26 protein-coding genes, 1 pseudogene and 1 riboswitch are annotated in these 25622 nt (G+C 55.9%); of the genes and pseudogenes, 3 read left to right on the top strand and 24 right to left on the bottom strand.

Translation table 11 applies throughout. The annotated features are described in order from the left end of the window. Positions 1-24: 24 nt before the first annotated feature. From AC2FD9_RS12330 to AC2FD9_RS12300, 7 genes are all read right to left on the bottom strand, one after another. Positions 25-1407, bottom strand: coding sequence for a DUF1501 domain-containing protein (locus tag AC2FD9_RS12330; protein ID WP_496837113.1), 1383 nt, complete (start codon positions 1405-1407; stop codon positions 25-27). A gap of 4 nt (positions 1408-1411) precedes the next feature. Then, the gene (locus AC2FD9_RS12325) at positions 1412-3184 is read right to left on the bottom strand and encodes a DUF1800 domain-containing protein (RefSeq protein ID WP_496837111.1); all 1773 of its coding nucleotides are present in this window, start codon (positions 3182-3184) and stop codon (positions 1412-1414) included. Between the two features lie 165 nt (positions 3185-3349). After that, positions 3350-3781 carry a DUF2141 domain-containing protein gene (locus AC2FD9_RS12320; RefSeq protein ID WP_282119331.1) on the bottom strand — a complete coding sequence of 144 codons (432 nt, stop codon included), beginning with the start codon at positions 3779-3781 and terminating at the stop codon, positions 3350-3352. 18 nt (positions 3782-3799) lie between these two features. Further along, entirely contained in the window at positions 3800-4018 is a 219-nt protein-coding gene (locus AC2FD9_RS12315) for a hypothetical protein (RefSeq protein WP_496724799.1), read from the bottom strand. Positions 4019-4242: 224 nt separating this feature from the next. Continuing rightward, positions 4243-5661, bottom strand: coding sequence for an MFS transporter (locus AC2FD9_RS12310; RefSeq protein WP_496837109.1), 1419 nt, complete (start codon positions 5659-5661; stop codon positions 4243-4245). 209 nt (positions 5662-5870) lie between these two features. Then, positions 5871-6935: a hypothetical protein gene (locus AC2FD9_RS12305; RefSeq protein ID WP_496837107.1), complete on the bottom strand. Its 1065-nt coding sequence runs from the start codon at positions 6933-6935 to the stop codon at positions 5871-5873. A gap of 66 nt (positions 6936-7001) precedes the next feature. Further along, a complete protein-coding gene (locus AC2FD9_RS12300; RefSeq protein ID WP_496837106.1) occupies positions 7002-7268 on the bottom strand; it encodes a hypothetical protein in 267 nt (88 codons plus the stop codon). Between the two features lie 414 nt (positions 7269-7682). Between AC2FD9_RS12300 and AC2FD9_RS12295 the strand changes: the two genes are divergently transcribed. After that, complete coding sequence (locus tag AC2FD9_RS12295) at positions 7683-8294, top strand: TetR/AcrR family transcriptional regulator (protein WP_496837104.1); 612 nt, start codon at positions 7683-7685, stop codon at positions 8292-8294. A 309-nt stretch (positions 8295-8603) separates the two neighbouring features. Here AC2FD9_RS12295 and AC2FD9_RS12290 read toward each other — a convergent pair whose 3' ends face one another. The 14 genes and pseudogenes from AC2FD9_RS12290 to AC2FD9_RS12225 all read right to left on the bottom strand — a co-directional run bounded on the left by AC2FD9_RS12290 (position 8604) and on the right by AC2FD9_RS12225 (position 20957). Continuing rightward, positions 8604-10991 (bottom strand): fatty acid cis/trans isomerase, encoded by a 2388-nt coding sequence (locus AC2FD9_RS12290; protein ID WP_496837102.1) that lies wholly within the window; start codon positions 10989-10991, stop codon positions 8604-8606. Between the two features lie 194 nt (positions 10992-11185). Next, a complete protein-coding gene (locus AC2FD9_RS12285; protein WP_282119337.1) occupies positions 11186-11443 on the bottom strand; it encodes a hypothetical protein in 258 nt (85 codons plus the stop codon). 14 nt (positions 11444-11457) lie between these two features. Further along, positions 11458-12159, bottom strand: coding sequence for a NapC/NirT family cytochrome c (locus tag AC2FD9_RS12280; RefSeq protein ID WP_058272027.1), 702 nt, complete (start codon positions 12157-12159; stop codon positions 11458-11460). A gap of 29 nt (positions 12160-12188) precedes the next feature. Beyond that, entirely contained in the window at positions 12189-12626 is a 438-nt protein-coding gene (locus AC2FD9_RS12275) for a nitrate reductase cytochrome c-type subunit (protein WP_282119339.1), read from the bottom strand. A 12-nt stretch (positions 12627-12638) separates the two neighbouring features. Then, positions 12639-13556 carry a quinol dehydrogenase ferredoxin subunit NapH gene (napH, locus tag AC2FD9_RS12270; protein WP_282169584.1) on the bottom strand — a complete coding sequence of 306 codons (918 nt, stop codon included), beginning with the start codon at positions 13554-13556 and terminating at the stop codon, positions 12639-12641. Next, positions 13553-14371, bottom strand: coding sequence for a ferredoxin-type protein NapG (napG, locus tag AC2FD9_RS12265; RefSeq protein WP_496837099.1), 819 nt, complete (start codon positions 14369-14371; stop codon positions 13553-13555). The genes napH and napG overlap by 4 nt, the downstream gene beginning before the upstream one ends. A 27-nt stretch (positions 14372-14398) precedes the next feature. Next, on the bottom strand, positions 14399-16891 hold the full coding sequence (gene napA, locus AC2FD9_RS12260) for a nitrate reductase catalytic subunit NapA (RefSeq protein ID WP_496837097.1): 2493 nt from the start codon (positions 16889-16891) through the stop codon (positions 14399-14401). Then, a complete protein-coding gene (locus tag AC2FD9_RS12255) occupies positions 16888-17181 on the bottom strand; it encodes a chaperone NapD (RefSeq protein WP_108859623.1) in 294 nt (97 codons plus the stop codon). The genes napA and AC2FD9_RS12255 overlap by 4 nt, the downstream gene beginning before the upstream one ends. Next, complete coding sequence (locus tag AC2FD9_RS12250; RefSeq protein WP_282119520.1) at positions 17178-17378, bottom strand: 4Fe-4S dicluster domain-containing protein; 201 nt, start codon at positions 17376-17378, stop codon at positions 17178-17180. The genes AC2FD9_RS12255 and AC2FD9_RS12250 overlap by 4 nt, the downstream gene beginning before the upstream one ends. Positions 17379-17438: 60 nt before the next feature. Beyond that, a pseudogene (locus tag AC2FD9_RS12245) lies at positions 17439-17693 on the bottom strand (4Fe-4S binding protein); the annotation flags it as partial. 149 nt (positions 17694-17842) lie between these two features. Next, positions 17843-18856: a FecCD family ABC transporter permease gene (locus AC2FD9_RS12240; RefSeq protein WP_496837095.1), complete on the bottom strand. Its 1014-nt coding sequence runs from the start codon at positions 18854-18856 to the stop codon at positions 17843-17845. 1 nt (position 18857) lies between these two features. Continuing rightward, positions 18858-19808 carry an ABC transporter substrate-binding protein gene (locus AC2FD9_RS12235; RefSeq protein WP_496837093.1) on the bottom strand — a complete coding sequence of 317 codons (951 nt, stop codon included), beginning with the start codon at positions 19806-19808 and terminating at the stop codon, positions 18858-18860. Between the two features lie 10 nt (positions 19809-19818). Continuing rightward, positions 19819-20604 (bottom strand): ABC transporter ATP-binding protein, encoded by a 786-nt coding sequence (locus AC2FD9_RS12230; protein ID WP_496837092.1) that lies wholly within the window; start codon positions 20602-20604, stop codon positions 19819-19821. Next, the gene (locus tag AC2FD9_RS12225) at positions 20601-20957 is read right to left on the bottom strand and encodes a DUF1636 family protein (RefSeq protein ID WP_496837090.1); all 357 of its coding nucleotides are present in this window, start codon (positions 20955-20957) and stop codon (positions 20601-20603) included. The genes AC2FD9_RS12230 and AC2FD9_RS12225 overlap by 4 nt, the downstream gene beginning before the upstream one ends. Positions 20958-21058: 101 nt before the next feature. Continuing rightward, positions 21059-21266: riboswitch (cobalamin riboswitch) on the bottom strand. A gap of 147 nt (positions 21267-21413) precedes the next feature. On the opposite strand from AC2FD9_RS12225, the gene AC2FD9_RS12220 reads away from it, so the two are divergent. Then, complete coding sequence (locus AC2FD9_RS12220; protein ID WP_496837089.1) at positions 21414-22853, top strand: bifunctional enoyl-CoA hydratase/phosphate acetyltransferase; 1440 nt, start codon at positions 21414-21416, stop codon at positions 22851-22853. After that, positions 22846-24015, top strand: a complete 1170-nt coding sequence (locus tag AC2FD9_RS12215) for an acetate/propionate family kinase (RefSeq protein ID WP_496755837.1) — start codon at positions 22846-22848, stop codon at positions 24013-24015. Before AC2FD9_RS12220 ends, AC2FD9_RS12215 begins: the two co-directional genes overlap by 8 nt. A gap of 6 nt (positions 24016-24021) precedes the next feature. On the opposite strand, the gene AC2FD9_RS12210 is transcribed toward AC2FD9_RS12215, so the two are convergent. From AC2FD9_RS12210 to AC2FD9_RS12200, 3 genes are all read right to left on the bottom strand, one after another. Next, positions 24022-24492 (bottom strand): phage holin family protein, encoded by a 471-nt coding sequence (locus AC2FD9_RS12210; RefSeq protein WP_058272016.1) that lies wholly within the window; start codon positions 24490-24492, stop codon positions 24022-24024. 10 nt (positions 24493-24502) lie between these two features. Beyond that, positions 24503-24778 carry a hypothetical protein gene (locus tag AC2FD9_RS12205; RefSeq protein WP_496837086.1) on the bottom strand — a complete coding sequence of 92 codons (276 nt, stop codon included), beginning with the start codon at positions 24776-24778 and terminating at the stop codon, positions 24503-24505. Positions 24779-24943: 165 nt separating this feature from the next. Beyond that, positions 24944-25609, bottom strand: coding sequence for a D-lyxose/D-mannose family sugar isomerase (locus AC2FD9_RS12200; RefSeq protein ID WP_282169577.1), 666 nt, complete (start codon positions 25607-25609; stop codon positions 24944-24946). Positions 25610-25622: the final 13 nt, after the last annotated feature.

The raw sequence follows: 25622 nt of genomic DNA, 5'->3' as shown, positions 1-25622 counted from the left end.
GGCGACCTGTTTGGGGCGGTGGGTCTAGGCGAAAAGCCCAAGCCTTTCTCCGCCCGCCGCATCCGCAAATCTGTTGAGATTTGGGAACAGAGTGTTCAATGCCGAAGGTTGCACACCAAACCAAAGAGACAGGTCCGCATAAAGTTGATCGGTCGAGGTCGTTGGGATCAAAACACCGTCGCCCACATCAAGCGCGTTGTCGCTGGCCAGGCCAAGTTCGGGGTAGTCCCCCAGAATCTGCCCACCTTTGACAGAATTTCCCATAACCAGGGTATTGCCCCCCCAACCATGATCCGTACCGTTGCCATTCGACGTCAGCGTCCGGCCGAAATCTGATCCGGTGAACGTCACAACACGATCCGCCAAGCCCATATCGTCAAGCGTTGCCTGAAATGCACCAAGGGCTTCGGACAGCACGCGCAGCATACGGGCATGGTTCGCCAACAGCTCATCATGATGGTCCCAACCGATATAGCGCACAAAGAACGTTTGCTGCTCGTGACCCAGCCGGTCCGAGGCAGCAATCGTTTTGGCGACCATGCGCAATTGTTGCGCGAGGTCCGAAGACGGGAAGGACCGGGGTATCTTGATCCCGCGGGTTGCTGATTTGAACGTCTCGTGTTTGGACTGCGCGTCGCGGGTCAGGTTCAGATATGTCTCGCGGAAGGGATCGCCGTTTTGATCGGCATTCATCATTCGGTTGAAACTGTCCAAAAGCAGGTCGTTGAGCGGACTTTTCTCTTCTTTCACGTATAGACCGACGCTGCCCTTGTCTGTGATTGAATATGGCAAGTCGATCTTACCGTTCTGCGCAATGTTGTTTCCGGCCAGCGAGATGTTCATTCCGATCTCGTGCGCCGATTTTGAGGGCTGCAGGTCATCAGCAAAGAACCCGAACCATCCGTCGTTCACACGCAGATCCGGGCGCGAGGTTTGCCAGTGTTTGAACTGGTCCGCGTGGCTCAGCAGTCCCAGGGGGAGTGCGGCCGAGCCGTCATAGAACTGCTCTTTCCGGACCTGTTCGACCAAGGGCCCAACATTGGCGACAAATGAGAGGCGCCTTTGAGCGAACAGCTCGGCCATTTCGGGCATCGACGGGTGCAGGCCAAAGCGGCGGCCGAGCCGATCTTTGGGCGTATCCAAGTCCAGCAGCTCACCTCGCGAAAGGGCAAGATTGGCCCGCGTTTCCGAGTATTGGCCGTGCGCGATTTTGTCATTTGGTACCAGCATGTTGAAGCTGTCATTTCCGCCATCCAGCATAACAAAAACAAGCGCCCTGCGGGCGGGCTTGATCATTCCCGTCCCAGCTTGCGCCAAGCCGGGCAGGGCGGCACCCATCATTGCGCCAGTTGCGGCAGCACCAGTCGAGGCCAAAAACTGCCGGCGCGTAAAGGATTTGGTCAGCATGGGCTCAGGCCTCCTGCACGGTGAATTCTGGGGAAACGGCAATCATGAAGGCGATGGTCTGCACCACCCATTCGGGATTGTCCGCATATTGCACATAAGCCTGTTTGATCCGTTTGCGCACTTCGGCATCAGTCCGACCGGTCAATAGGACCGAAATCCGATCTATCAGCTCATCATGACGGCCTCGGTTCTTTGCGATTTTGATCTCTTCGCTCAATTCGAAACGCAGCGCGTTCTTGGAATTGGCCCATAGTGTATCAGGGTCAAACTCCATCACCATCATCTGCTCGGGACCCGCGCCGATTTGCGTCGAAACCAGCGGCAAGTAGCCACCAAAGAACCAATAGTAGATGTTGTTGACATAAGCGACCGAGGTCGCGGCCGTGTGCAGCTCGAACTCGGGCGCGCGAAAGCCCATTTTCTGCAATGCGCCATGCGGGGTGAAATCGGGTTTGTAGAAGTTGAACACCGTGGGCGCGGACAGTGGATGCATCTGCAGCGCCTCTTGAATGTCATCACCCAGCAGCCACAGCTTGCCGGTCTGGTTATGCGCTCCAAACGCAATCAGAACCTGCGTGACTCGATGCAGGGGCGATTTCAGCTTTTGGGACTGTACTAATTTTGTCGGGGATTTGTATGCCGAAGGAAGACGTTTGGCGGCAACCTCATTGGTCAATGGGTAGGTCAGGATTGTGCGAACCGCGCTTTTCAGATCTCCGTTTGAGCCAAATGCCTGCGACACCGCTTCGACATAGGCGGGCGAGGGATTGGATGTGACCAGCCGGTTGATCAGATGGGTTGCGATGAACGGCGCGGTCGTAGGGTGGGCAACCAGTTGGTCGATGGTCGAACGAATTTCTTTCGGGCCGGACTGATCGCCGGGCAAGGTCAGACGACCGTTCAGCAGGGATTTTGCGCCGCGGTCGTGAAAGGCTTCTTCCACGATCATCGGTTTGGTCGCGTCAATGAAGGGCACTGTCTTATAGGCCTTTTCGACCCCATCATCGAACTGAACTGGATAACCATTATAGCTGTCTTCCCAGAACGACGTGTTCCACTCGTATTCATAGGCTGCGGGCAGCAAGCCGGTGAAGACCCGAGCCAGTTCCTTGATGTCGCGATTGTCATAGGTCGGGATCGGATCCCCACTGGCATCCAGTTTTTCCGTGCCATCGGGGTTCAGCTCGAACAAGCCAATCGAAAACAGCTGCATGATCTCACGCGCATAGTTTTCATCCGGATGGGTGTTCTTGGCCTCGTTCGCCTTTTGATTGGTCATATGCGACAGGTAGATACCCATCATCGGGTGCACCGACACATCGTACAGAAGGTCTGAATAACTGCCGAACGCGTGCTTATAGAGCAGGTCATAGTAATTCGCCATCCCGATGGCATCCAGCTCCAACGATGACGCGTCCGAGATGACTAGGATCTCGGACAGTGCCTGCGCAACACGCTGGCGCAGCAGATCGTCGCGTTGCGTCAGGGTGTGGTTCCACCAGGCCATGTGGAAATACCATTTATAGGGCAGGGCGGGGTTGTTGCCGTCGCCGTTGATCGCCCATTCGCCATGCGCGCGTTTTAGGCGCTTTCGGAAGCTCTTCCAAATCTTGCGAGTGGACTTTTCGAACGGCCCTTTGTTACCGATCGGGGCGTTCAGCTGATCATCCAACCAGCGTTCCGGGCCGGTCTTGCTAACCTGATGCAGTAACCTCTGATCGGCCCCAAGCGTGGCCTGCATCAAGAATCGACTGGTGTCTTCCAAGGATGACTTCATGGTGGATGGCGGTCCTTTAGATCTGACGACAGTAGCTGGGATTGGCATAAATTGTCATGTGAGACAAAATAAAAATTAGCCCCGCCGTTTCAACCCGAAGAATTCGATATCCGCAAAAAAATGCCCCGTTCCCGGGGCAGTTGGGGTCAAATTTGTAAGGTAGCTTTAGTTTGCGTAATTCATTTTCAAACCAAGCGATGAGGTATTGCCATCGTATTCAATCGCCGCGTCTTCGAACGCCGGCAACGATCTGACGCCTGCGCCCTTGGAATATGCCCAACCTTCTTGCGGGATCGGCCCTTTCATCTCGAACTGGCCGTTGTCGTTCTGGTCGTGGTGTATCATGATCGCAAGCTGTCCGGGTTTCTGGTTCTCGAGCGTGCCGGAAACTGTGCTACCTGAGGCGGGGATCTTCGCGTAGCCTACGATTTTCGCCATCTGGCTTTGGTCGAACGCGGTCTTATCGTCAAAGGCCAGGATGTGAATGACGCCTCCGCGTCCAGCATCGACACCAGAGATATCGATCTGTATATCCCCGGCCGCCGCCTGAGATGCTGCAAGAGCCATAAGGCCAGCGATGAATGCAGTTTTGGTCATTGAGTTTCTCCTGAACAGTTAACCGATGTAAATTCCAAACAGACGCCATGCGAGATCCTGCACGACGTAAAGCAGCCCGAAGGCGAACCACATGATCGTGATGGCGTAGAAAAGGGGCGGGTTTTCCTGGCTGTCGATTGTCTCAATCAAAAAGGCCTGGCCTGTCATGAAGGATGAGGCGGCCCACCACATGAACAGCAGCCCCCAGATTGCGTAGATCTGAAACCATGTTGCCAACAGCAAGCATAAGAAGATGATCCAGGAAAAAGGGTGGGATTTGAGGTATTGCATTGAACTTCTCTATCTATTTTCGGGGTTTGTGCCCGCATCAAAGTGGGCACGACGAAGGGTTACCTATGCCTCAAAAAACTGCGTGGCTTTGAAGAGGCAGTGTAATTTTCTGGCTTACGCCCATTGCAGATCAGTTGAAGCTCCGTCCACGTGGGCGACCTGCCAGCTGTTTAGTCATGGATTGCCTGAAGCTGGTCGAACTGCGCCTTGTCCAACCGGTAGAACATCAGGGCAACAATCGAGGCCATGTATATGAAGAGGCTAAGGCAGGCATAGTTCCATCCCAGTGCACGGGTGACCTCGGGGGTCAGGTTCGATTGGTCTGGCGCTTCCGGAAAGCCTACATATGCCAGAAACATTCCGGAGATCGCTAACCCGCCAGCCGTGCCCGCCTTAAGCACGAATGTGATGACCGATGTGATGATCCCTTCGTTCTGGAAACCGTTCTGGCTGATACCCAATTCAACGACGTCCGCGGTCATCGACGTCAGCAGAGATGTGGTCCAGACAATCAGGATGATTTGCAGAATGCCGTGAACAAACAGCAACCAGATCAGAAGTTCGGTGCCATTTGCAGGGAAGAACCCGATTTCACGCAGCACGTAAGGGGCGACACCGACAATTGCCGAGAGGATCGACAAGTATATGGCGCTCGATTTTTTGTCGCCGGATCGTGCGATAGGTTTCAGGGTTACGCCCGCTATCAAAGCGCCGATCAGGTTGGCCATCAGGATCAGAGCTATTTGGTCATTGTTTAGCTCCCAAAAGAACGAGGTCAGGTAGGTCCACAAAGCTGCTCCGATCCCGGCGCCCACCGCGAAAACGGCCGAGCTGACAAAGATGGCAAGTAGTGCAGGCAGCTTGAACGCTGCGAAAAACTGTCTGAAAAATCCAGAGATGCTGTAGGTCGCCACATGCGAAATATCCAGCATTCTATTCTGCCATTTGCGCGTGCCCAATGCGGTGACAGTGATAGCCAGCGCTATGAGGATTGCACCGACAAGGCCAGCTTCCTGATAGCCGGCCTGGTTGAGGATGCCGTAAGGCATCGTGTCGGTCGGAACCAACCAAATCACATACATCGCGATGACCATGATCTGACCGGCAATCCAGGTGACCGAGACCTTGAGGCCAGACAACATGGTTCGTCCGCCATAGTCCTTGGTCAACTCTGGCACCATCGCGTTGTGTGGTACATCAAACAACGTCATCGCCGTCCGCAGAAGGATCGTTGTGATCAGCAGGAACCAGAATAGCTGGGTCTCTGAGGTCAGTGCTGCAGGTGGGTTCCAAATTAACCAGAAAAGGAGCGCGACAGGTATGATCGCCGCGTAGATGAACGGGTGGCGCTTGCCGGCACGAGAACGCGTGTTATCCGACAAGTAACCAACAACAGGATCGGACACAGCGTCGAACATCAGAGCAATGAAAAGGGCAAACCCCACCGTCTCAGCTGGAAGGCCGATGACCAGATTGTAGTAGATAAGCAGGAAGAAGCTAAGACCGTTCGACAAGATGCCGTTGGCAATGCCGCCTGCCCCGTAAAACAGCTGCATGCTGACCGGTGGGCTTTCAGTACTGGTATTCATATTCTCCTCCGGAACTTCTTGCAGCAAGACGGTGAGTGATCGATCACTCAAAGCAGATCATAAGGATCGTTTTTTGTCAAAGGTGTTAGACAATGGCACCTAACGACCGCGTTTGAGAAGCAAATGACCGCCGAAGCAATAGGCAACAAGCAGCGGCCATTCGCGTAGTGGGGTGCCAATCCCGACCGCGTTCGCGGTCGGGTGCTGGATCAGAAGTTATGCGACAGGCTCACACGTACAGCGGTGCCGGAAACATCCCTGATCTGCAGGCCCGCGTCAGGTTCGTTCACATCGCCAAGCGTACCATATGTGACATCAACCAGAATTCGGGTCTGACCAATCGAGTGAACGGCACCCAGCGTGATACCTTTGCCGCCGCCTTCGTAGTCAAAGCCAACAAAACCGCCTTCAGGTTCCGAGCGGGACAGAATGCCGTAGAAGTACCATTTCGGGTTCAGCAAATAGCCGACGCCAATTTGGTAGTCGACCGAGTTTTCCGCAAATTCCGCAAGAGGACCGCCAAGAACCGGAGACTGTACGGCGACATCATCCCAGTTCCTCCAGCGGATCGATCCAAAGGCACCCCAAGGGCCCTTGATCGCACTTTGCACGTTCAGCGCGACTGTCTGAGGGGTGCTCAATTGCGTCGTCACGTCAGATGGCGAAAGGGGTTGCAACTGTTCGACACCATCCAGATCGTGATCGATTTCCGAGTAGTATGTCAGGTCGGCGCGAAACGCGATCGACGGGATCTCATACGCGGCACCCACAAGGAAGCCGGGGTTGAAGTCACCCTCGGAATCCAGCGAGTAGCTGAGAGAGGGATTTATCAATGCGCCGCTGAAATCGTTAATCTTTTCGAACCGTACCCCGGCAAAGGCACTGAAGTTTTCATTGAACTTGTACCGCGCCATCAGGGCGACTTCGGTGCCGCGATACCGAACGTTGGTGCCAGCAGACGGGGCGCCCGTACCGGTTGGGTACAGTAGCTTATAGTTGACCGAGTTGAAGCCGTGGATTGCGACTGCCCATTTGTCGCCTACGTCCTGTTTGTAGGCCAGGGACAGGCCGCTAATGCTGGGTGTGACGTTACCTGTTGGCTGTCCGAACTCAGTGCCTTCGGTTTTTGAGTCGGCCCATCCTCCGGTGATCTCGACATAGCGGCCCTGCTCAAAAAGGAACCGGTTTACCGACGGAAACCCCTCGATCCCGCCAGCAAATGCTGGGCTTGAAATCAAGCCCGCACCCAACGCCAATGTTGCAATTTTCTTCATTCTTCCCCCCCTTTCCTCGGCTTTGTGTCTTTAATTGTGCCGAGAGGATCTGATGTGACCGTGGCGCTAGGGCGCGGCGGCCAGTTGAAAGCGCCGTGGTTTGCGCATGGTCGTGCAACCATCGAATGACGTGTCTTCAAATGGTTGCGTTTCCGGCCTGTGAAACTGTTTGTGGTGCAGCAGGGAGGCGCGCAGCGTGAGGCCGTCGCAATTAGGTGCGATGGCGGAACGTTGTCTTCCGTTTGAATGCAATGCCTCGACCCTGATGTGGGCCGCTTTGCAGCAGGCAATACCAATTGGTTCGGCAAACAAGCCGATTGCGCGATTTTTCATAGTCCCTGTCGTTTATTGCAGCCCAGTCTTAGGCCGGGTTTTTGGTCTGATTATTGCGGTGCGAGTAGTCCCGGGGTGACACCTCCTCGTTGCTTAGATGTTTTGATTGGCTCGCTCCTCCCGGGTCTGCGCCGCGTTACGGAACAACTGTTCTGCGCGAACCCTACCAACGACCCGAACGTATTCTGGATAGGTCACGGATTTGCTCCTGTTGCTTGCCTGTTGGTTATTTTGTTGTCGGTAATGACAGTTATTTGTTGCATATAGCTGACACCTTTTCAATACGTTTGTATTGAACGTTTGAATTGAAATATTATTTCGTGGCAAACGTTGTATTTTCAGGGCTTTGATCCAGTTCCCGCAAACACCAGGGTTCCGCTCAAACTTTTGCAGGATTTGCGCTAGGAAAGGCGGATGACGCAAAATTTGAAAGAGAATCGGGCCAAACAGCGCGACAGGAACCGAGAACAGAAGCGACGCGATCTTGCCGAGAACGCGATTGCGACAATTGCGCGGGCTGGATACGCCAACACCACCTTGCGGGATATCGCGGCCTCGACAGGCGTGTCGCTGGGCAAAATACAGTATTATTTTCCTGAAAAAGAGGGATTGCTGTTATATTGCGTAGATCTGTCGGTCGACCGTTTCACGTCACAGCTGAACGAGATTCTAGATGCAGAACTCAGCCCACGCGAGGCGCGCGGTGCCTATATCGATCTGTTTGCCCATTCGATCATCAACTATGCGCATCTGCACAGGCTTTGGTATGATATCCGCAATCAGGCTATGTTCGATGGTTTGCTCAGGCCGCGAGTAGCTGACGTCGAGGCCCGGTATATCGCAATTTGTGACGAGCTTGGAAAGAAGTTTGCGATCAATGATGTGCGTGGTGTGGACATCTATGTGATGCTGGACGGAGCCTATCGGTATTACATTCAGCAAAGCATTGCCGGGATGCCACTCACCGCAGAGGACATCGCGCAGCATCTAAAACGCATTTTAGGCTACCTGACGGATGAAAAGTAAGTTGCGGACCAATACTCCGCCATCTCGCTATTCGCTTGCCGGGGTGTATTTTCGTTCTGTTTCCGTTCGGGTTGCAGACAGGGTTTCCCGCCGATTATCTGGGGCTGACGGAGCTCTTGTGTGCATTATATTGTCATGAAAGAAAAAAACGAGGCCGCATCGGCTTTTAAAAATGCTGTATCAACCGCGTTTGCTGTGCTTCCTGCTACTTCAGTTTGGCCCGATGACGTGGCCTAGGTGTTAGGCTTTCTTTCTGCGTCACGTTGATAGAGTGCGAATGATCAGGCGTCCCTGTTGCAATGGGCTGACTTAGTTGTTTTCAGGATCGCTATCGGATCGAGGGTCCTTATATCGGTTCAGGTCCAGCACGCCTGCCTGAACGGGGTCGTTTGCCTGAAACATGGTCATCACCTGATCGCTGGTTTCCCAGAACCCCGGGTTTGTCCTGCGCAGCCCATAAGTGGCTACGAAATCGATCCATTCGGCCTGCGACCGCACTGATTTGAGGTCGGTTACAAAAGACGCCAGCTGGGTTTCCTGAATTCGAAAGTAGAAGTTAGTATAGCTTCCGATCACTCCGGGCAGGATGGTCAGCACGTCGGCTTGCGGATTCCTGCGATCTTTTTCTTCAAACAAGAACGCCACATTGTAATGGGCCTTGTCGTGGAGCAGCGAATAGAGAGATGTGGAACCATCTTCGTTGTCCACCAAAAGCAGGGAAACATCTGACAGATACCTGACCCAATCGCCGGTTTGATCCGCGAGCGCCCGCAAGTTGTCCACAACATCTGAATTGCCATTCGAGCAGACGGCCCCTTTGCATCTGTTGATCGTGTCCTCGACAGTCCAAAGTCCGTTGCCGCGATTTAGAAGTTCCAGAAGGAACTCTTGCTTTGGCGTGCCCGATCCAAAATCTATGCCAGTCGGAAAACTGTCATCGACACGACGCCGGTGCCAATAGGTGTGTAGCTCGGCCAGTGCCCCCTGGTACCAGGTTTTGTGTATCCTTTGCCTGTCACCGCGCGGCATGAAGTTCAGGAAATTATCCTCACTCTCCATCCGCAGTTCGTCCATGTATAACCGGGTTGAAAGCTGGTGTTCGAGCCGACCGAAAACATCAAAACCGGCGACCAAATCGTAATAGATGCGTTCGAACACCGGATAATCGATAACCCATGCGGTTTCCGGGATACCGCCGTGGAACCCGGTCATGGCAGAGGCATTGTCGAAATGCCGAAACACGGTAATCAGCGCCTGGGGATTGGTACCCTCGCCATCCCAGATTGCGTCATATCCAAACCCGTTTTTGTGCGCCGCGCTGTTGCGATATCGGGCATCCCTAAACTCAAGGTACTTGATCTGGTTTTCGTGGGACATTCCGTGAAGGTCCCCCAAGAACCCTATATCTGCAGTACTCACTGGCAATTCCAGAAAGGCCGCCCCGTCCGCCAAAAAGCTGGGGTCTGTGACGGACAGATCGGCATCCGGATCAAGGAAACTGACCCAGAACCGATCTTCAATCACATCAACAGCGGTTTCGCCGTGACAGACCGGTCCGCGGATGAAGCTGCGCACATAAAACAATGCGTCATCCAAAAGAAACTGATAACGGCTGCGGGCCGGTATGTTGGCAAAGGTGCTGAACGGGTTGCCGCCTTCGTCTTCTCCGTACGCAGGCAACTCGGTGACGGACCACGCCGGATCAAGGAATAGCTGCTGGTATCGCGCCAGACGATCCGGACCAAAACTATAGACCAGATGATCTTTGTGCACGATCGTTTCGTCGAATGCCTGCAGGCGATAGTAGAACGGCCTTGGGCCGGGACTATCGAAGGGACGGCGTGTCGCGATGATTTCAATCTTTGATCCTGGCGGGCTGGCGGACCGCACCAGCTGAAAAAACTGTCTTGGATTGTCGGATGGAAAATGGAGACGCGCCAGAAACAGATGTTCGTATACATATCTGCTCATCAATTGATGGCGCAGGTCGGGCACGTTCAGAAAGGCCTCCCAATTTGTGATCTGATCCTGAATGTCCTGAGGGATTTGTGGTGTGGCCGATGGCAAGGGCGCACCATTTTTAAGCCATGACATGAGGGTTTGGTATTCTTGCTCACTCAGTGGGGCTGTGGCGTAGGGCATTCCCGCCCTTGGGTTTGCCGTGCTGAAGGCGTCGAATTCCTGCGTTGTAGGGCAGGTCAAGGGGCGATCAATCGACAAACCAAGTTGGGTTGGGACAGGTGCGTTAGCCGTCAAACGGGCTTGCCTGCCGAGGTTAAGAGAGAGCTCTAACACCGACCCGCCCGTGCCGGTCACCTCGGATGACGGAAGAACGGGAAAAAAACCAAGATCCCGCCACCCGGGAATTGTGTGCGCGTCGATGCCAAGCCGTGTTGGTTGCGCATCTTTTAGTCGTTCGGAGTGGTAGACCGCCTCTTTACTGGCGCCGCGCAAAAGGCCGGCAGGGGATGTCAGCTTGAGTTGGCAGGGTGCGTCGTAGCAGCTGTGGCACACCACGCAGCGGTGGTTCAGGATATCCTGCACGTTAGCCCAGTCCGCATTTTCCAGCTTGTCGTCAATGGTCGCGACGGGTGCTTCTGCATTTGACTGGGCCAAACCCTGATCAGCAAGCAAAAATGCAATCGAAGCCGCTAAAACACGGGTGAAAAAACACCAATCTTGTAATGTTCGCAGCATAGATGCCCCCGTCTGAATGGTTTGTTTTCATTGACCATCACGCCAAGCCCAAAGGCTTTAACAGGGTTATACTACTGAATTGATATCGTTTGTCGCGTTTCCTGAACTTTTACGTTGAGGCATCGTTGGGCGTGTTTGCCGCAATTTCACATGCGGCAAAGTAAATTTATTAGGAGCTTAGTTCGCCAATAATGTCAGACCGTTGCGCCCTTGATGCGTATGGCCGATCCCACGCTACCAGCGCAAAGGCCAATGCCAATTGCGATCAACAGCTCAAATGTATCGACCTTAGCAAATGAACCATGGGCGAATACGAAGGTTGCCAACACCCCGACAATGCCCCCCATCAATGCGCCCAGCCAAACGCGGCGAGTCATCATTCCCAGGGCCAGCCCAAGGATACCCGGCAGACTGATGACGTTGGCCCCGATTGTTCCCAGAATTTCCAGCATGTCATGTCCTTTTTTCAGTCTGCCCGAGTACTCAGGAATGACTTGATGTCATCGCCGTCAGCTGCGGCCTGTTGTTGCAACGAACCCTGCGCTTTGCTGGCCAGAGTTTCGGTCACTTCCTGATACCGCTCCTGATAGCCGGGCGGCAGGCTATGGGCGATGCCCTGGTGGCAATCGATACAGGTCATGTTTTCATCAATGGCGCGTTGGTGCTCAGAGGCAGCGCGCGTTTCCTGCAACGTGAAATCCATATAGTCGAAGTTGTGGCAATTCCGGCATTCGCGACTGTCGGAGGCCTTCATCTTCTTCCAGACGGCGGTCGCCATACTCAGACGATGCTCTTCGTATTTCTCGGGTGTACTGATCGTGCCTGCCAGCTCGTGATAGACGTCCTTGACCGCCATGATCTTGGCTTTGATCTTGTGATTCCACTCATGTGGCACATGGCAATCGGAACAGATAGCCCGCACACCGGAGTGGTTGTTGTAGTGGATCGTCTCGCGATACTCGCCCAGATTAGTCTCCATCGTATGGCATGAGGTACAGAACTCCTCGGTATTCGTCAGCTCAAGCGTCCAGTGAAACCCGCCCCAGAACAGGATTCCAGCCAGAAAACCCGCAAGGATCAGAAAACCCGAGCTAAAGGCAACCGCCGGGGTCCAGATCCAGTTCCAGATGCGGCCAATCCACCCGCGTTTTTCAGGAGAGTCTGCCATGTTGGTGCTCCTTTCATTCTTGCGTTGGATTAATTGCCCGAGGACGGTTGAAAGACGTTGTCAACCAATGGCGGCGCGTCTGCTTGCGGCACGTGGCATTGGTTGCAGAAATAACGGGTGCCTGCGATGTGATCCAACTCGTTGCCGTCGCGATCCAGATAGTGTGTCATCGACAATGTCGGGGCGTTGCGTTCGCCGGCTTTGGTCCAGTCGTGGCAGGACAAGCACTGATTTGTGCGCGTGTCGATCTGGTATTGCTCGACCGAGTGCGGGATCAGCGGCGGTTGTTGGCGATAGTTGCGCTGCATGCGCCCTTCGACGTTCTTGTGGATCTGTTCCAGAGGGATCAGTTCATCCACATCGGCGCCCCGCAGGGATTCTACCTGAGCTGATTGCGCAAGGGCGAATCCGCCCAAGAGCAAAACGGGGATAAGGGCTATAAGGCCTGTTCGGGTTGGCTTGTTCATCTTGGCACTCCCTCAGATAGGTCTGGCTGCGCGCGGATCGGGCGCGGGAACTGGATCAGTAGGTGCGGCGACCTTGTCGTCGAACCGGTGAGTAAATTTGAAGACGTCGACGGCGCACACGTCGATGCAACGACCGCAGGTGGTGCAGTCAGGGGAAAGGATCAGTGGTGTGGAACCCGACTTACCTTTCAGCGCAGGAGATATGACCTGATTTTCTGGGCAAACGGCATAGCAATCCATGCAATCATCGCAGGCTGTCCGGTTCGGGGCGCTGACCTTCAGCAAACCTTTGGCACCAATCAGGCCGTAAAATGCGCCAACCGGACAGATGTGACCGCACCAACCGTGCCGCGAAACGAACAGGTCGAACACGAAGATGGCAATGATCATGGCCCACACGAACCCCGCGCCGAAAATCAGCCCGCGATGCAGCATGGTGATCGGGTTGACCAACTCCCAGGCGATCACGCCTGTCATGCCCGAGACGATTAAAACAGTGGCCAGTATCCAAAGGCGGGTGCTGCGCTTGGGTTGCCAGCCTTTGGGCAGGTCCAAACGTCTGTGCAACCAGTTGGCTGCGTCGGTGACTGGGTTGATCGGACAAACCCATGAACAATAGACGCGCCCACCAATCAGAGCGTAAGCGGCGAGAACGATCACTCCGCCGATCAGGGCCGTCAATTCCGGCCAATGCCCAGCGATCACGCTTTGCAGCAGGATAAGCGGGTCTGTCAGCGGCAGCACGCCCAGTGTCAAAGATCCCGCAAGCGTGCCTTGAACGATCCAGATGCCGAACCACGGTCCCAGAAGAAACACAGCCAGAAAGAGCAACTGGCTTGCGCGGCGCAGCAGCAGGTATTTGTGGGCGCGCACCCAACCTTTTTCCTCGATGGCCTCCATTCCGGCCGGCATATGTGTGCGTGTTCTCATTGCCCGACCCCCGGCAATTCGTATGCGGGGGCGAACCCGCCCGGCGCGGCAAGGTTGTCGGTGCCCGGTCCGGGCAGTCGGTCCGGCAGATCGATAAGCCCTTCAACAAGGGGACCGCCTTTGGCCTCTTTCTCTTCCCAGCCTTTGCGGTAGTGATCGGCACTGCTGCCGCGGGCCAAGCGCGCAGGCAGGACCTTGATCGCGGCCTCGGGCAGAACACAGCTTTTCTCGCACATGCCGCAGCCTGTGCAGTGGTCCGCATGAACTGTCGGGATGAACAGTGCGTGGTGGCCTGAACGTTCGTTATGGGCCGTTTCCAGCGTGATTGCCTCATCAATCACGGGGCAGACGCGATAGCAGACATCGCAGCGCAGGCCAAGGAAGTTCAGGCAGTTCTCCTGATCGACAAGGACGGCAACGCCCATCTTGGCATCATCAATATTGTCGAGGGCTGGATCCAATGCACCGGTGGGGCAGGCGGCCACGCAAGGGATGTCGTCACACATTTCACAAGGCACATCCCGCGCTGTGAAATAGGGCGCCCCAGTAGCAACCGCATCCACGCCCAATTCTGCCAGTTTCAATGTGTCGTAAGGGCAATCCCGCACGCAAAGCCCGCAGCGAATGCAAGCGGACAGAAACGCCTCTTCCGGTAGCGCGCCGGGGGGGCGCAACGCTTCGGCCGGCAACGCGCGGGCATCGCGGGCAAGCCATGCCAACAATGACCCAGCGACCACACAGCCGCCCGACGCACGCGCCGCATCCTGCAGGAAGCGACGCCGTTGCGGCGAAAGAGGTTTACCTTCAAAGGGCATGGGGACGGCCTTTGCCTCGCTTGTCCGTTACGCGCGCTCGACCTTACAGGCGCATTTCTTGTAGTCGGTCTCTTTCGACAGCGGGCAAGTTGCGTCCAGCGTCAGCTTGTTGGTCAGCTGATGCTCGTCGAACCATGGCATAAAGACCAATCCGCGTGGCACCTTGTTGCGGCCGCGCGTTTCAACCCGGCTGGTCACCTCGCCCCTGCGGGTGGAGAGTACGATCTCTTGCCCACGGCGCAGACCGCGATCCTTGGCGTCCTCCGGGTGCATGTAGACAACGGCTGACGGAAACGCGCGATGCAGTTCGGGCACGCGGCGGGTCATCGAACCCGAATGCCAGTGTTCCAGCACACGACCGGTGGATAGCCACAGATCGAATTCCTCATCCGGTTCCTCGGCGGCGGGCTCATAGGGGGCAAAGATGATCTTGGCCTTGCCGTCCTCGTAGCCGTAGAACTTAACGTCTGCGCCTTCCGGCACATACGGATCATACCCTTCGCGGAAGCGATAGAGTGTTTCCTTGCCGTCGACGACAGGCCAGCGCATGCCACGGGCCTCGTGATACATCTCGAACGGAGCAAGGTCGTGCGCGTGGCCGCGTCCGAAATCGGCATATTCTTCAAACAGACCTTTCTGAACGTAGAAGCCGAAATGCTCCGCGTCGTCGTTGTGGAACCCTTCCGCCGTTTCCGACAGCGGGAACTGGTCGACCTTACCGTTGGCATAAAGCACGTCATACATGGTCTTGCCGCGATGCTCGGGCATCTTGGCCAGCAGCTCTTCGCCCCAGACCTCTTCGATGGTAAAACGTTTCGCGAATTCCATCAGCTGCCACAGGTCCGACTTGGCCTCACCCGGTGCCTGCACCTGTTGACGCCAGAATTGCGTACGGCGTTCGGCGTTGCCATAGGCGCCTTCTTTCTCAACCCACATGGCCGTGGGAAGGATCAAGTCGGCCGAAACTGCGGTGACAGTTGGGTAAGGATCCGAGACTGTGATGAAGTTTTCCGGGTTACGGTAACCAGGATAGCCTTCTTCGTTGATGTTGGGCGCGGCTTGCATGTTGTTGTTGCACTGGACCCAATAGGCATTCAGTTCGCCGTCCTTCAGTTTGCGGTGCTGCAACACGGCGTGGAAGCCGGGCTTGGGCGGGATAGTGCCCTCGGGGATGTTCCATGCGGTTTCGCAGATTTCGCGGTGCTTATCACTCGTAACAACCATGTCCGCCGGCAGACGGTGGGCAAAGGTCCCCACCTCACGCGCCGTACCACAGGCCGACGGTTGACCCGTCAGCGAGAACGGTGAGTTTCCGGGTTCGGAAATCTTTCCCACCAGCAAGTGCACGTTATACATCAGCGAATTCACCCAGGACCCACGGGTGTGCTGGTTGAAGCCCATGGTCCACAAGCTCATCACTTTACGGTTCGGGTCGGCATATTGCTGGGCCAGTTTCTCCAGCTTGTCTGCAGGGACACCAGACAGTTCAGAGGTATATTCCAGCGTGTAGGGCGCGACGGCTTCGGCGTATTCTTCGAAACTGATCGGATCCATCTTTCCCGAGTTCGGATTTTCGGCTTCTTGCTGCAGTGCGTTGGTGTCGCGCAGGCCATAGCCGATATCGGTGGCGGTTTTGGTGATGTTGACGTGCTTCTTGACGAAGTCTTCGTTTACCGCGCCGTTTTGAATGATGTAGTTGGCGATGTAGTTCAGGATCGCCAGATCGGTCTGCGGTTCAAAAACGATGCCGTTGTCGGCCAGTTCAAACGAGCGATGCTCAAACGTCGACAGTACATGCACTTCGCAATCCGGTTTGGTCAGACGTGTATCGGTGAGGCGCGACCACAGGATCGGGTGCATCTCGGCCATGTTCGAACCCCACAGAACGAACGTGTCCGCGTGCTCGAAATCGTCATAGCAGCCCATCGGCTCATCAATGCCGAACGTCCGCATGAAGCCTACAACAGCTGATGCCATGCAGTGCCGTGCGTTGGGGTCGATATTGTTAGACCGGAACCCGGCTTTCATCAGTTTGGAGGCCGCATAGCCTTCCCAAACCGTCCATTGGCCGGAACCAAACATGCCGACACTGGTCGGGCCTTTCTTGGCCAGCGCCTCTTTCCATTTTGCGGCCATGACATCGAACGCTTCGTCCCAGCTTACCGGTTCGAATTCACCGTTTTTGTCGTATTCGCCATTGGTCTTGCGCAGCAAAGGCGTAGTCAGTCGATCCTTGCCGTACATAATCTTGGACAGGAAATAACCCTTGATACAGTTCAACCCCCGGTTCACAGGCGCGTCTGGGTCACCTTGCGTCGCAACGACGCGACCTTCTTTGGTGCCAACCAGAACAGAGCAGCCTGTACCACAGAACCGGCAAGCCGCCTTGTCCCAGCGGATGTCTGGCGCTCCGGCCTGGGCATTGGCTTGACCGGTCGCCAGCGGAATACCAGCGGCCGACGCCGTTGCTGCGGCCGCTGAGGCCTTGAGAAAAGTCCGACGGGATTCAGAATGTGTCATTGCGTGGGCCTCCGGCTGGGGGTTGGGCTTGGGGCATCGGGCTGCGGATGGGCGTCCGCGGGATCCTCGAAATGGTGATAGGTCAGTGTCAGTGAGATGACGCCCGGGATCTGGTGCAGATCCATGATGATCTCGGACGCAAGGCGTGATGGCGTGTCTTCGACGACGACAACAAATCGCCCATCTTCTGTTTCGGCGTGAATTTCGACACCCGGCGTGTCCTTCATCACGCGCGCTGCTGCGCTCGTGTGATCAGGTGCGACATGGGCGAGACAACCGCAGATGTTCATTGAGTAGCTTCCATTTGTGGTTGAGGTTGGCGTTCCAACGCAATGGCATCGGCGGGACATAAACTTGGGCAAATCCCGCAGCCGTTGCATGTATCAAGGTCAAGCACCGGCTCTGCGCGGCCGCCGGTCATCAGTTTGAAACGGATCGCGCTTTGTTCGCAATTGTCCTGACAGATGCGGCAACTGATGCCGTTCATAGATAGGCAGGTGTCCGCTGTAAGCGCGGCGCGCCATGGCCAGTCTGGCAAACGGTCAATCGATATCGCTTCGGTTGGACAAATCCGGGCGCAGTCACCGCAGAAGGTGCAGGGATCGTCAGTTGGCTTGAACAGGGGGTATCCGTCTGTCCCGATGACGATCGCATCTTCGGGGCAAGTATCTGCGCAATCACCACATTTGCTGCATGTTTCAACAAAGCACAGCTCAACCGAGCCCGGAGGTCTGGCGATATTGCCGTCCTCTGGTCTAATCTTGGCGCTTAGAAACGCGCGTCGGCTGGTCAATTGTTGCATTGCATGCGACCTGGCTACACTCGATTCCTGTAATCGAGTGTATCGCATACCGTGATCTGTGGGGGTCTTTTTTGATTTAGGTCATTTTGCCCGATTATTATTAGTCATTTGGGAAACTTTAACTTTTGCACCTATGCGACCTTTGGCGATCAGCGCCGAGGTCGAGCGGTTCGGATCAACAGAAGAAAGACAAAAACCGATCCCAGCGATGTCGTGACAATACCAACAGGCAGCTCTTGCGGGGCAAGCAACAGACGGCTCAGGATATCCGAGCCTGTAAGCAACGCTGCCCCAACAATGGCGGCGGTAGGCACAAGCTGGCTGTGCAAAGGCCCCGCGATACCGCGCGCGATGTGCGGAACCATCAAGCCGACAAAACCGATCACACCCGCAACGGACACAAACACAGCGGTCGCAAGTGCTGCGACGAAGAACATTCGGAACCGCAAGCCCTGAACAGGCACACCCAGGGTGGCGGCGGTCAAATCACCAGTCAGCAGCGCATCAAGCCAGCGGCTACGGTACATTGCATAGGCGAGGATCAATACTAAACCGGCGCAGACAAGCGGGAATGTCTCCCACCGGGCAAGACCCAGACCCCCAAGCATCCAGAATATTACCGAATGGGCCGCACGGCTGTCGCCCGCGAAAATGAGATAATTGGTAATGGCTGAAAACAAAAACGAAACTGCTAGCCCTGCAAGGATCAGTTTTTCGGGCGCGCTTGTGCGCAGCCCATGAACCAAAGCCAGCACAATGCCTGATGCGACAAGCCCTCCGAAAAACGCGGCCAGTGGCAGGGTCCAAAAGCCCAGCACATCTCCGGTTACTGTAATGACAAAGACAGCTCCCGCCGCAGCTCCAGAGGACAGTCCGAACAGAAACGGGTCCGCCAGATCGTTGCGTGTGGTGGTTTGCAGGACAACGCCGACGATGCCCAATCCGGCACCGATCACCGCGGCAAACAGCGCGCGTGGTAAGCGCAGGTCAAACACGATGCGGTGGAGCGGAGACATCTCTCCGTCCACCAATCCTGTGCCCAACAAGACACCGGCTAGCGCGTCAGAGGCCGGAATGGATGTGGTTCCGTAGATAGTCGAGGTCAGCAAAAGGGCGGCCAGTACAGCCGCCCCCAGTAAGAGTGTCAGGCCAAGTCGGCCCATATCAGTTCAGACCCGGATGCATAGCCTTGGCCATTTTCGAGATTGCCTCGATATTGGCAGGTCCGGGTGTCAGTTCTTCGTAGCGCAGACCAATCCAGCGTTCGTTCTTGACTGCGTCCGTTTGAGACATCACAGGATGGTCCTGTAGGAACTTGAAGGTATCCGCGGCGCCATTTCCAGTTTGATAATCAAGTAAAACCAGGAATTCCGGGTTTGACGCGGCGACAGCCTCCCACGATGAACGTCCCCAGCTGGTGTCCATGTCATGGGTGACATTCTCGCCGCCAGCGGCAGCAATCATCGCGTCGGGAATGGCAAACTTACCAGCCGTAAACGGGGCATCGGCGGGGCCGTCCAGCAGGAAAACGCGGGGTTTGGGCAGGTCGGCTGTCTGCGTCTCAATCGCGGACAGTTCTTCTTTCCAACCGGAAACCAGCTCTTCTGCCTTGTCTTCAACGTGCATGACTTTGCCCAAGCGAAGGACGTCCGTGAACAGCAGGTCCATGCTGGCTTCGGGGCGATCCTTATCCAGATGTACGCAGCTTTCCGTCAGGATCATCGTTTTGATGCCAAACGGCGCAAGCGTGTCCGGGGTCACGTCACCGCCCGGCTTCATGCCATAGTACCAGCCCGCAAAGAAAAGGTCGGGTTCGACAGCGACCAGATTTTCAACTGTCGGGTACTTAGGCGCAAGTTCCGGGATGTCGCCGCGCAGGGTGTCAAACTCGGGGCTGGTTTTGTACCAGCCAGTGATGCCTGTCAGGCCAACGACCTTGTCCTGCAAACCCAGCGCAAAAGCCATGTCGGTCATGTTCATGTCGTGCACGACCAGCCGCTCGGGCTGAGTTTCAAACACCAGCGGCTCGCCGCAATTGTCGACGGTGATCTCGCGCGCTGTTGCGGCAGTTGCAATGCCGCTGATCAGTGCAGCGCACCAGAGAGTTTTTTTCATGTTATTTTTCCTAGTTTGAGGTAGTGGTTCTTCGGATATCCAGTGCCGGGATCATGCGGCCTTCATGCTGAAAGCTAAGAAAATCGACACCGAAAGTTTCACGGACCCTTTCGGGTGTCAGCACTTCGTGCACGGGGCCGAAACCGGTCAGACGCGTGGATTTCATCAACGCGACATGGGTCGCGAATTCCGGGATCATGACCAGATCATGGACGATCATGACCACCGTTATGCCCAGCTCGGCCACCAGCGACAGCATGCGTCCCTTGGCGTCCGGATCCAGATGGTTCGTCGGCTCATCCAAAAACAGCAACGACGGGTTCTGCGCCAGCGCCCTTGCGATATGAGCGCGCTGGCGTTCCCCGCCGGATAACACGGCCATCCGCTTGTCAGCGAGGGCAACCAGTCCGGTCAGATTCAGGATGCGGTCCAATTCCAGGGCGTGCTCAGCCGCAGATCGGTCGGCGCGGATTGGGATTTGCCCAAGGGCCACGTAGTCGCGCAGAAACAAACGCCCGTCCGGCGATTCCTGCTGACTGACCACGGCGATCATTCGGGCGCGGTCCATCGCCGAAAGCTGCCGAAGGCTGCGCCCCTTTACCAAAACGTCCCCCAGCACAATCTCTTCACCGCCGCACAAAAGATTCAGCAGCGTTGTCTTACCCGCACCGTTTGGGCCGGCAATTGCCAGAGTGGCCCCTTCATTCAGTTCGAAATTGATGTTTTGCAGCAGTACGTCGCCGTTCAGGGCGTAATACTCCAGCCCGCGCGCCTCAAGGAAAGCTCCGCAGGTCATGCGCTTGTCTCCACTTTTAGCCGCGGCAGGCGCGCCAGAGTCTTTTCAAGAAGGGCAGGCGGGCGCTGCGTTGCGTTGGTCCACCCATCCGCGATGCGATGGTATTGATGTGCAAATTCGGCCAAAGCATCCACGTCCTCAGCCGATTGGATGTCACCGAAAAGGTACTGCGCTTTGTCGAATGCCTGAAACCCGACGGTTGTGGGACGACCGCAACCGGCCATGCAGGAAACGCTTTGGATGTCAAAACTGGATGGAAGCTTGCTTGCAAGTGCAGCGCGCAATGAATCCGCCCGGTCAGAACCCTCGCAGGTCTCGCAAATCAGAAGGAAATGATCAGGACTGATCGACATGGCCCACTCCGCCTGTTGCCAAGCGCGGGCAGAAGGTGCAAATCATGTCATCACGTCTTAGACGTGTCATAAAGCCTCCTTCCAGGACGCCCCGCCCCGGGTTGGTTGAACATCGGATGGTAGGTCTCCTGACTTGCGGGTCGTGGCTTGGCCATCCTTCCCGACCCATTTGGGGTCAGTGGGTATTTGGCGTCGCTCACCGCTTACAGTTGCGGGGGCAGTCACGGACTTGGCGCTTGTTGGCAACCTCACCGTATTCCCTTTTCATCCCTTGGCGAACCATAGGGAACCATCGTGGGTGATGCTTGCCCGAGTTCCGATTTTGGGTCAAGCGATAATCCGCGCCGCCCCACGCACAGAGGTCATTTGTCATTTGCCAATGATCTGACTACGCTGCGTTGCAGAAATGTAGCAACAAAGGTGGATATGTTCTGGTTCCGGGGGGCCGCACATCCAATGTTTGAAACGACGAACACGCATTCAAAAACAAAGCCGGACGAGATGAAAATTCAAGAAAACAGAACCTATTCTCAATTGAAGGTAGGCGACAAGGCGCAGGTCACCCGATTGTGCACCGTGGACGACTTGTACGCGTTTGCCTCGGCTTCGGGTGATCACAACCCGCTAAATCTGGCGGCCTATGACGGAGATGGAGATGGACACCCCGAGGCTGTCGCGCCCGCTTTGTGGCCTGCTGGTCTGGTGGCTGCTGTCATTGGGAACATCTTGCCGGGGGCCGGTACGCAAACACGTCGGGCGGACCTGAGTTTTCATGCTCCGGTTATGGCGGGCGAAGAACTGACCGCCTTTGTGGCTGTTACCGAAAAGCGTGAAGACGGCGACCTGACCTGTTCCGCCGAAGTGCGCCGGGTCGGGGATAACGCATTGATCCTGAGCGGTACCGTACAGGTCACGCCACCGTCGCGGCATTTGACCTTCGACTCGGTCGAGGTGCCGGGACTGATCGTTCAGCGTCACCGGCATTTCGACGCTTTGTTGGAAAGGGTACGTCCTTTGGACCCGATGCCCACAGCGATCGTCGCCCCGGAAGAGCCGAATTCGCTAGGCGGGGCATTACTCGCGTTGGAAAACGGCATCATTACTCCGATTTTGGTTGGCGACCCGGACAAAATCACCGCCGCTGCCGCCCAGCTTGGGGCCGATTTGTCGGGAGCTGAAATCATTGAAGCGCGAGACCACGAAGTGGCCGCCCAACGCGCGGTCGGGCTGGTCGTTGAAAGTAAGGCCCGGATGCTGATGAAGGGTCATTTGCACACGGATGTGTTGTTACGCGCCGTTCTGCGCAGGGAAAAAGGTCTGAGAACCGGGCGGCGGCTGTCGCATGTGTTCGTGATGGACGTGCCAGGCATGTCTCGACCCATCATGGTTACAGATGCGGCGGTGAATATCGCACCGGATCTCGAAACCAAGGCCGATATCGTTCAGAACGCCATCCATCTTGCGCATTCTATTGGCATCGAGATGCCCAAGGTTGGCGTCTTATCAGCGGTTGAGACCATCAACCCGCATTTACCGTCGTCTGTCGATGCCGCGCTGTTGTCGAAAATGGCCGAGCGTGGACAGATCACCGGCGGACTGGTCGATGGTCCCTTGGCCATGGACAACGCGGTTGATCTGAACGCGGCGCGGACAAAAGGCATTACCTCACCAGTCGCGGGGGTCGCAGACATTCTGGTTGTTCCGAATATCGAAGCCGGCAACATGGTAGCCAAACAGCTGACATATATCTCTCATGCCGAGGCTGCCGGCGTTGTGATAGGTGCTGCGGCACCGATTATCCTGACATCTCGGGCAGATGATGATGCTTCGCGGCTGGCGTCTTGTGCTGTCGCGGCGCTGCATGCAATTGCGAATGAAGGCAAAATCCATGGCTGAACATGTTTTGGCGCTGAATGCCGGGTCGTCCTCGTTGAAATTCGCGCTTTACGAACTGGTCGAGGACCGACGTCCCAGTATGCGCTGGCGCGGTCAAATCGAGCGGTTGGGGGATGCCCCACGCCTGTTGGCCCAATCGGCAGGGGGGCGGTCTGTCGACCGTCAGCTGTCTGGGGCTAAGACCCATGACGAGGCCATCAGCGCGTTTCTTGAACTTACCCGCGAATACCTGCCGGACATTTACGTCCGGGCCGTGGGCCACCGCGTCGTTCACGGCGGACCAGTCTATTCGGAACCTGTCGTGGTGGACGAGCACGTCTTTGATACGCTAAGCGGTTTCATTCCCTTCGCGCCTTTGCACCAACCCTACAGCCTTGCGGGTATCAAGGCGGCCGCGGCAGCCTTTCCGGGTACCACCCAGATTGCGTGCTTCGATACCGCGTTTCACAGGACACACCCTTGGGTGAATGATACCTTCGCATTGCCTCAAAGATTCTACGAAAAGGGCGTTCGCAGATACGGGTTTCACGGGCTGAGCTATGACTACGTCTCGCAAAAGCTGAAAGAAATTGCGCCGGGTTTGTACGACGGCCGCGTCGTCATTGCGCATTTGGGAAATGGCGCGTCGATGTGTGCGGTGTCGGGTGGCCGGGCCGTGGCCTCGACCATGGGATTTTCGGCGCTCGACGGTCTGCCCATGGGCACCCGCAGCGGGCAATTGGACCCGGGGGTCGTGCTTTACATGATGCAGCAAGAAGGGATGGAGGCAGACGAAATCGCTGAGCTTCTCTATCGAAAGTCCGGCTTGCTTGGCCTGTCCGGCATGTCCTCGGACATGCGCACCCTGTTGGCTGCTGACACTCCGGACGCGCGCAAGGCGATTGAGTATTATGTCTTCCGCATCCGCCGTGAACTGGGCGCCTTGTCTGCCGCACTGGAAGGCATCGACGCTTTGGTCTTTACCGGCGGCATCGGTGAAAATGCCGCCCGTATCCGTCAGATGGTTTGCGAAGGGATGCGCTGGATCGGGATTGATATGGACCCGAACCGAAATGCAGACAACGCTACGGTTCTGTCTACTGATTTCAGCCGGGTGCGTATTCTGGCCATTCCCACAAACGAAGAGATGGTGATCGCGCGTGCAGCGGCGAGAATGGCATGATCGCTTCTAATCCGGTTTGTTTTTTCCACGTCGCGCGTATCTGAGCAGAACGCCTAGAACCGTGCTGATAATATCGGGTGACAGCATCCCGATCGGATCGCGCTTTAGGCCGACGATTGTGTTGCGCGCCTCGGCGAAGTTGTCCCGGACTTCATCCTCGATGTCGTGCAGCGCCATATCCCGCAATTCGACGGCTGCCGAAGTGTCACTTTCGGCGGTCATGGAATTTGCAACCAGCGCGAGGATCACGGCCAGAACTAGGTTCACCCCGGCCACTATGATCGCGGCCAGAGACTTTGACATGGTCTCGGACAGCCAAAAGAACCCGGCGACGTTCAGCATGATTACTGCAAGCCCAACGGCTAACCCGGCAGCAGCGTAAAAGCCTGTGCGTTTCGCCGCGACGGACAGTTGCCTTTGAGCAATAAGACGCTCGGCTCGCAGGATGATCGAAATGTTGCGTGAAATGCGGTTCATGTTCGGGCTCCTACCGGGAACGGCCTAGAAGATAGCCAAGTGTGAAAATCCCAAGGGCGAATAGGATCGGCCTTTTATGTGGAAACTCCTCAAGCTCTGTCATGACTTCTTCTAATTGCGTTGACCACTCATCCAGGCTTTCGACAATTCCGTCCGTCATCGATTTGTGTGGATCAGCTTGTTTGCCGTTGTTCGAATCTGAGGTGCCTTCTCGTGCGCTGGATTGTTCGGCCAGTTGACGCCGCAACTCTGCGACTTCGGCTTCTAGCTGTGCTTTGGTTACCATCACTTGGGTCCTTCGATGGTCGCGCAAAAATCAGGCTCGCGACTTTTTCCTTTGTCGAGGGCCATGTTAATTCGATTTTTTGAATTCGGGAAAGGGTGTTATCCCGATGCAGCGATCAGCACCCGGCCCGGATGTGATCAAGCCGGCGCACGCGCTATCCGTTTATCAATAGTCCGATACCAGCAAGAAATCGGGCTTTGTGTTTTCTTCAATCGTTGCAAAGCGCGGAATGGGATCCTCGAACACATTATCGGTCCGGTCATCGTTGACAGTTGACACCTCGCCAATCAGGCAGTCGCCCTGTTCCGCCCAGAATGCGTGCCAGATACCCGGCATCAGGGTTACGCTCTGACCGGGTTTCAGCCTTAGCAGCTCTCCAGGTTTAATGGTGACAGGGCAGTTGTCGCTGGGAACAACCACCGGGTTATCCCGGTCTATACCGCCGTCCGGGTCCGAGGCATAAATCTCCATGACCAGATCGCCGCCGCCCCGGTTGATGATGTCTTCGGCCTTGATGATGTGGCGATGCATCGGGGAGAGTTGCTTGTCCCGAGAAACCAAAAGCTTCTCTGCATAAAGCATGCCGCGACCTTTTTTCAGATCCTGCACATCGCCATTGCGCAGGGTAAATAGGAACAGGCCAAGCTCATCAAACCGGCCTTGGCCGTAATCGGTGATGTCCCACCCAAGCCCGCGGTCACGGATGCCTTGTGCCTGTGCGCTGCGCATTTGTTCCGGCGACCAGTTCGCAAAGGGGGGCAAGACGGCCCCGAACGAGCGAATGAAGGCCTCGGCTTCGGTTTTGATGTCGTTGATATCTGATCTTTTCATCTCGGTCCCTTAG

Source organism: Ruegeria sp. YTSC230 (genome assembly GCF_059609665.1).
Note: the sequence above shows the minus strand (reverse complement) of the source record. Positions and strands in the feature narration are given on the sequence as shown.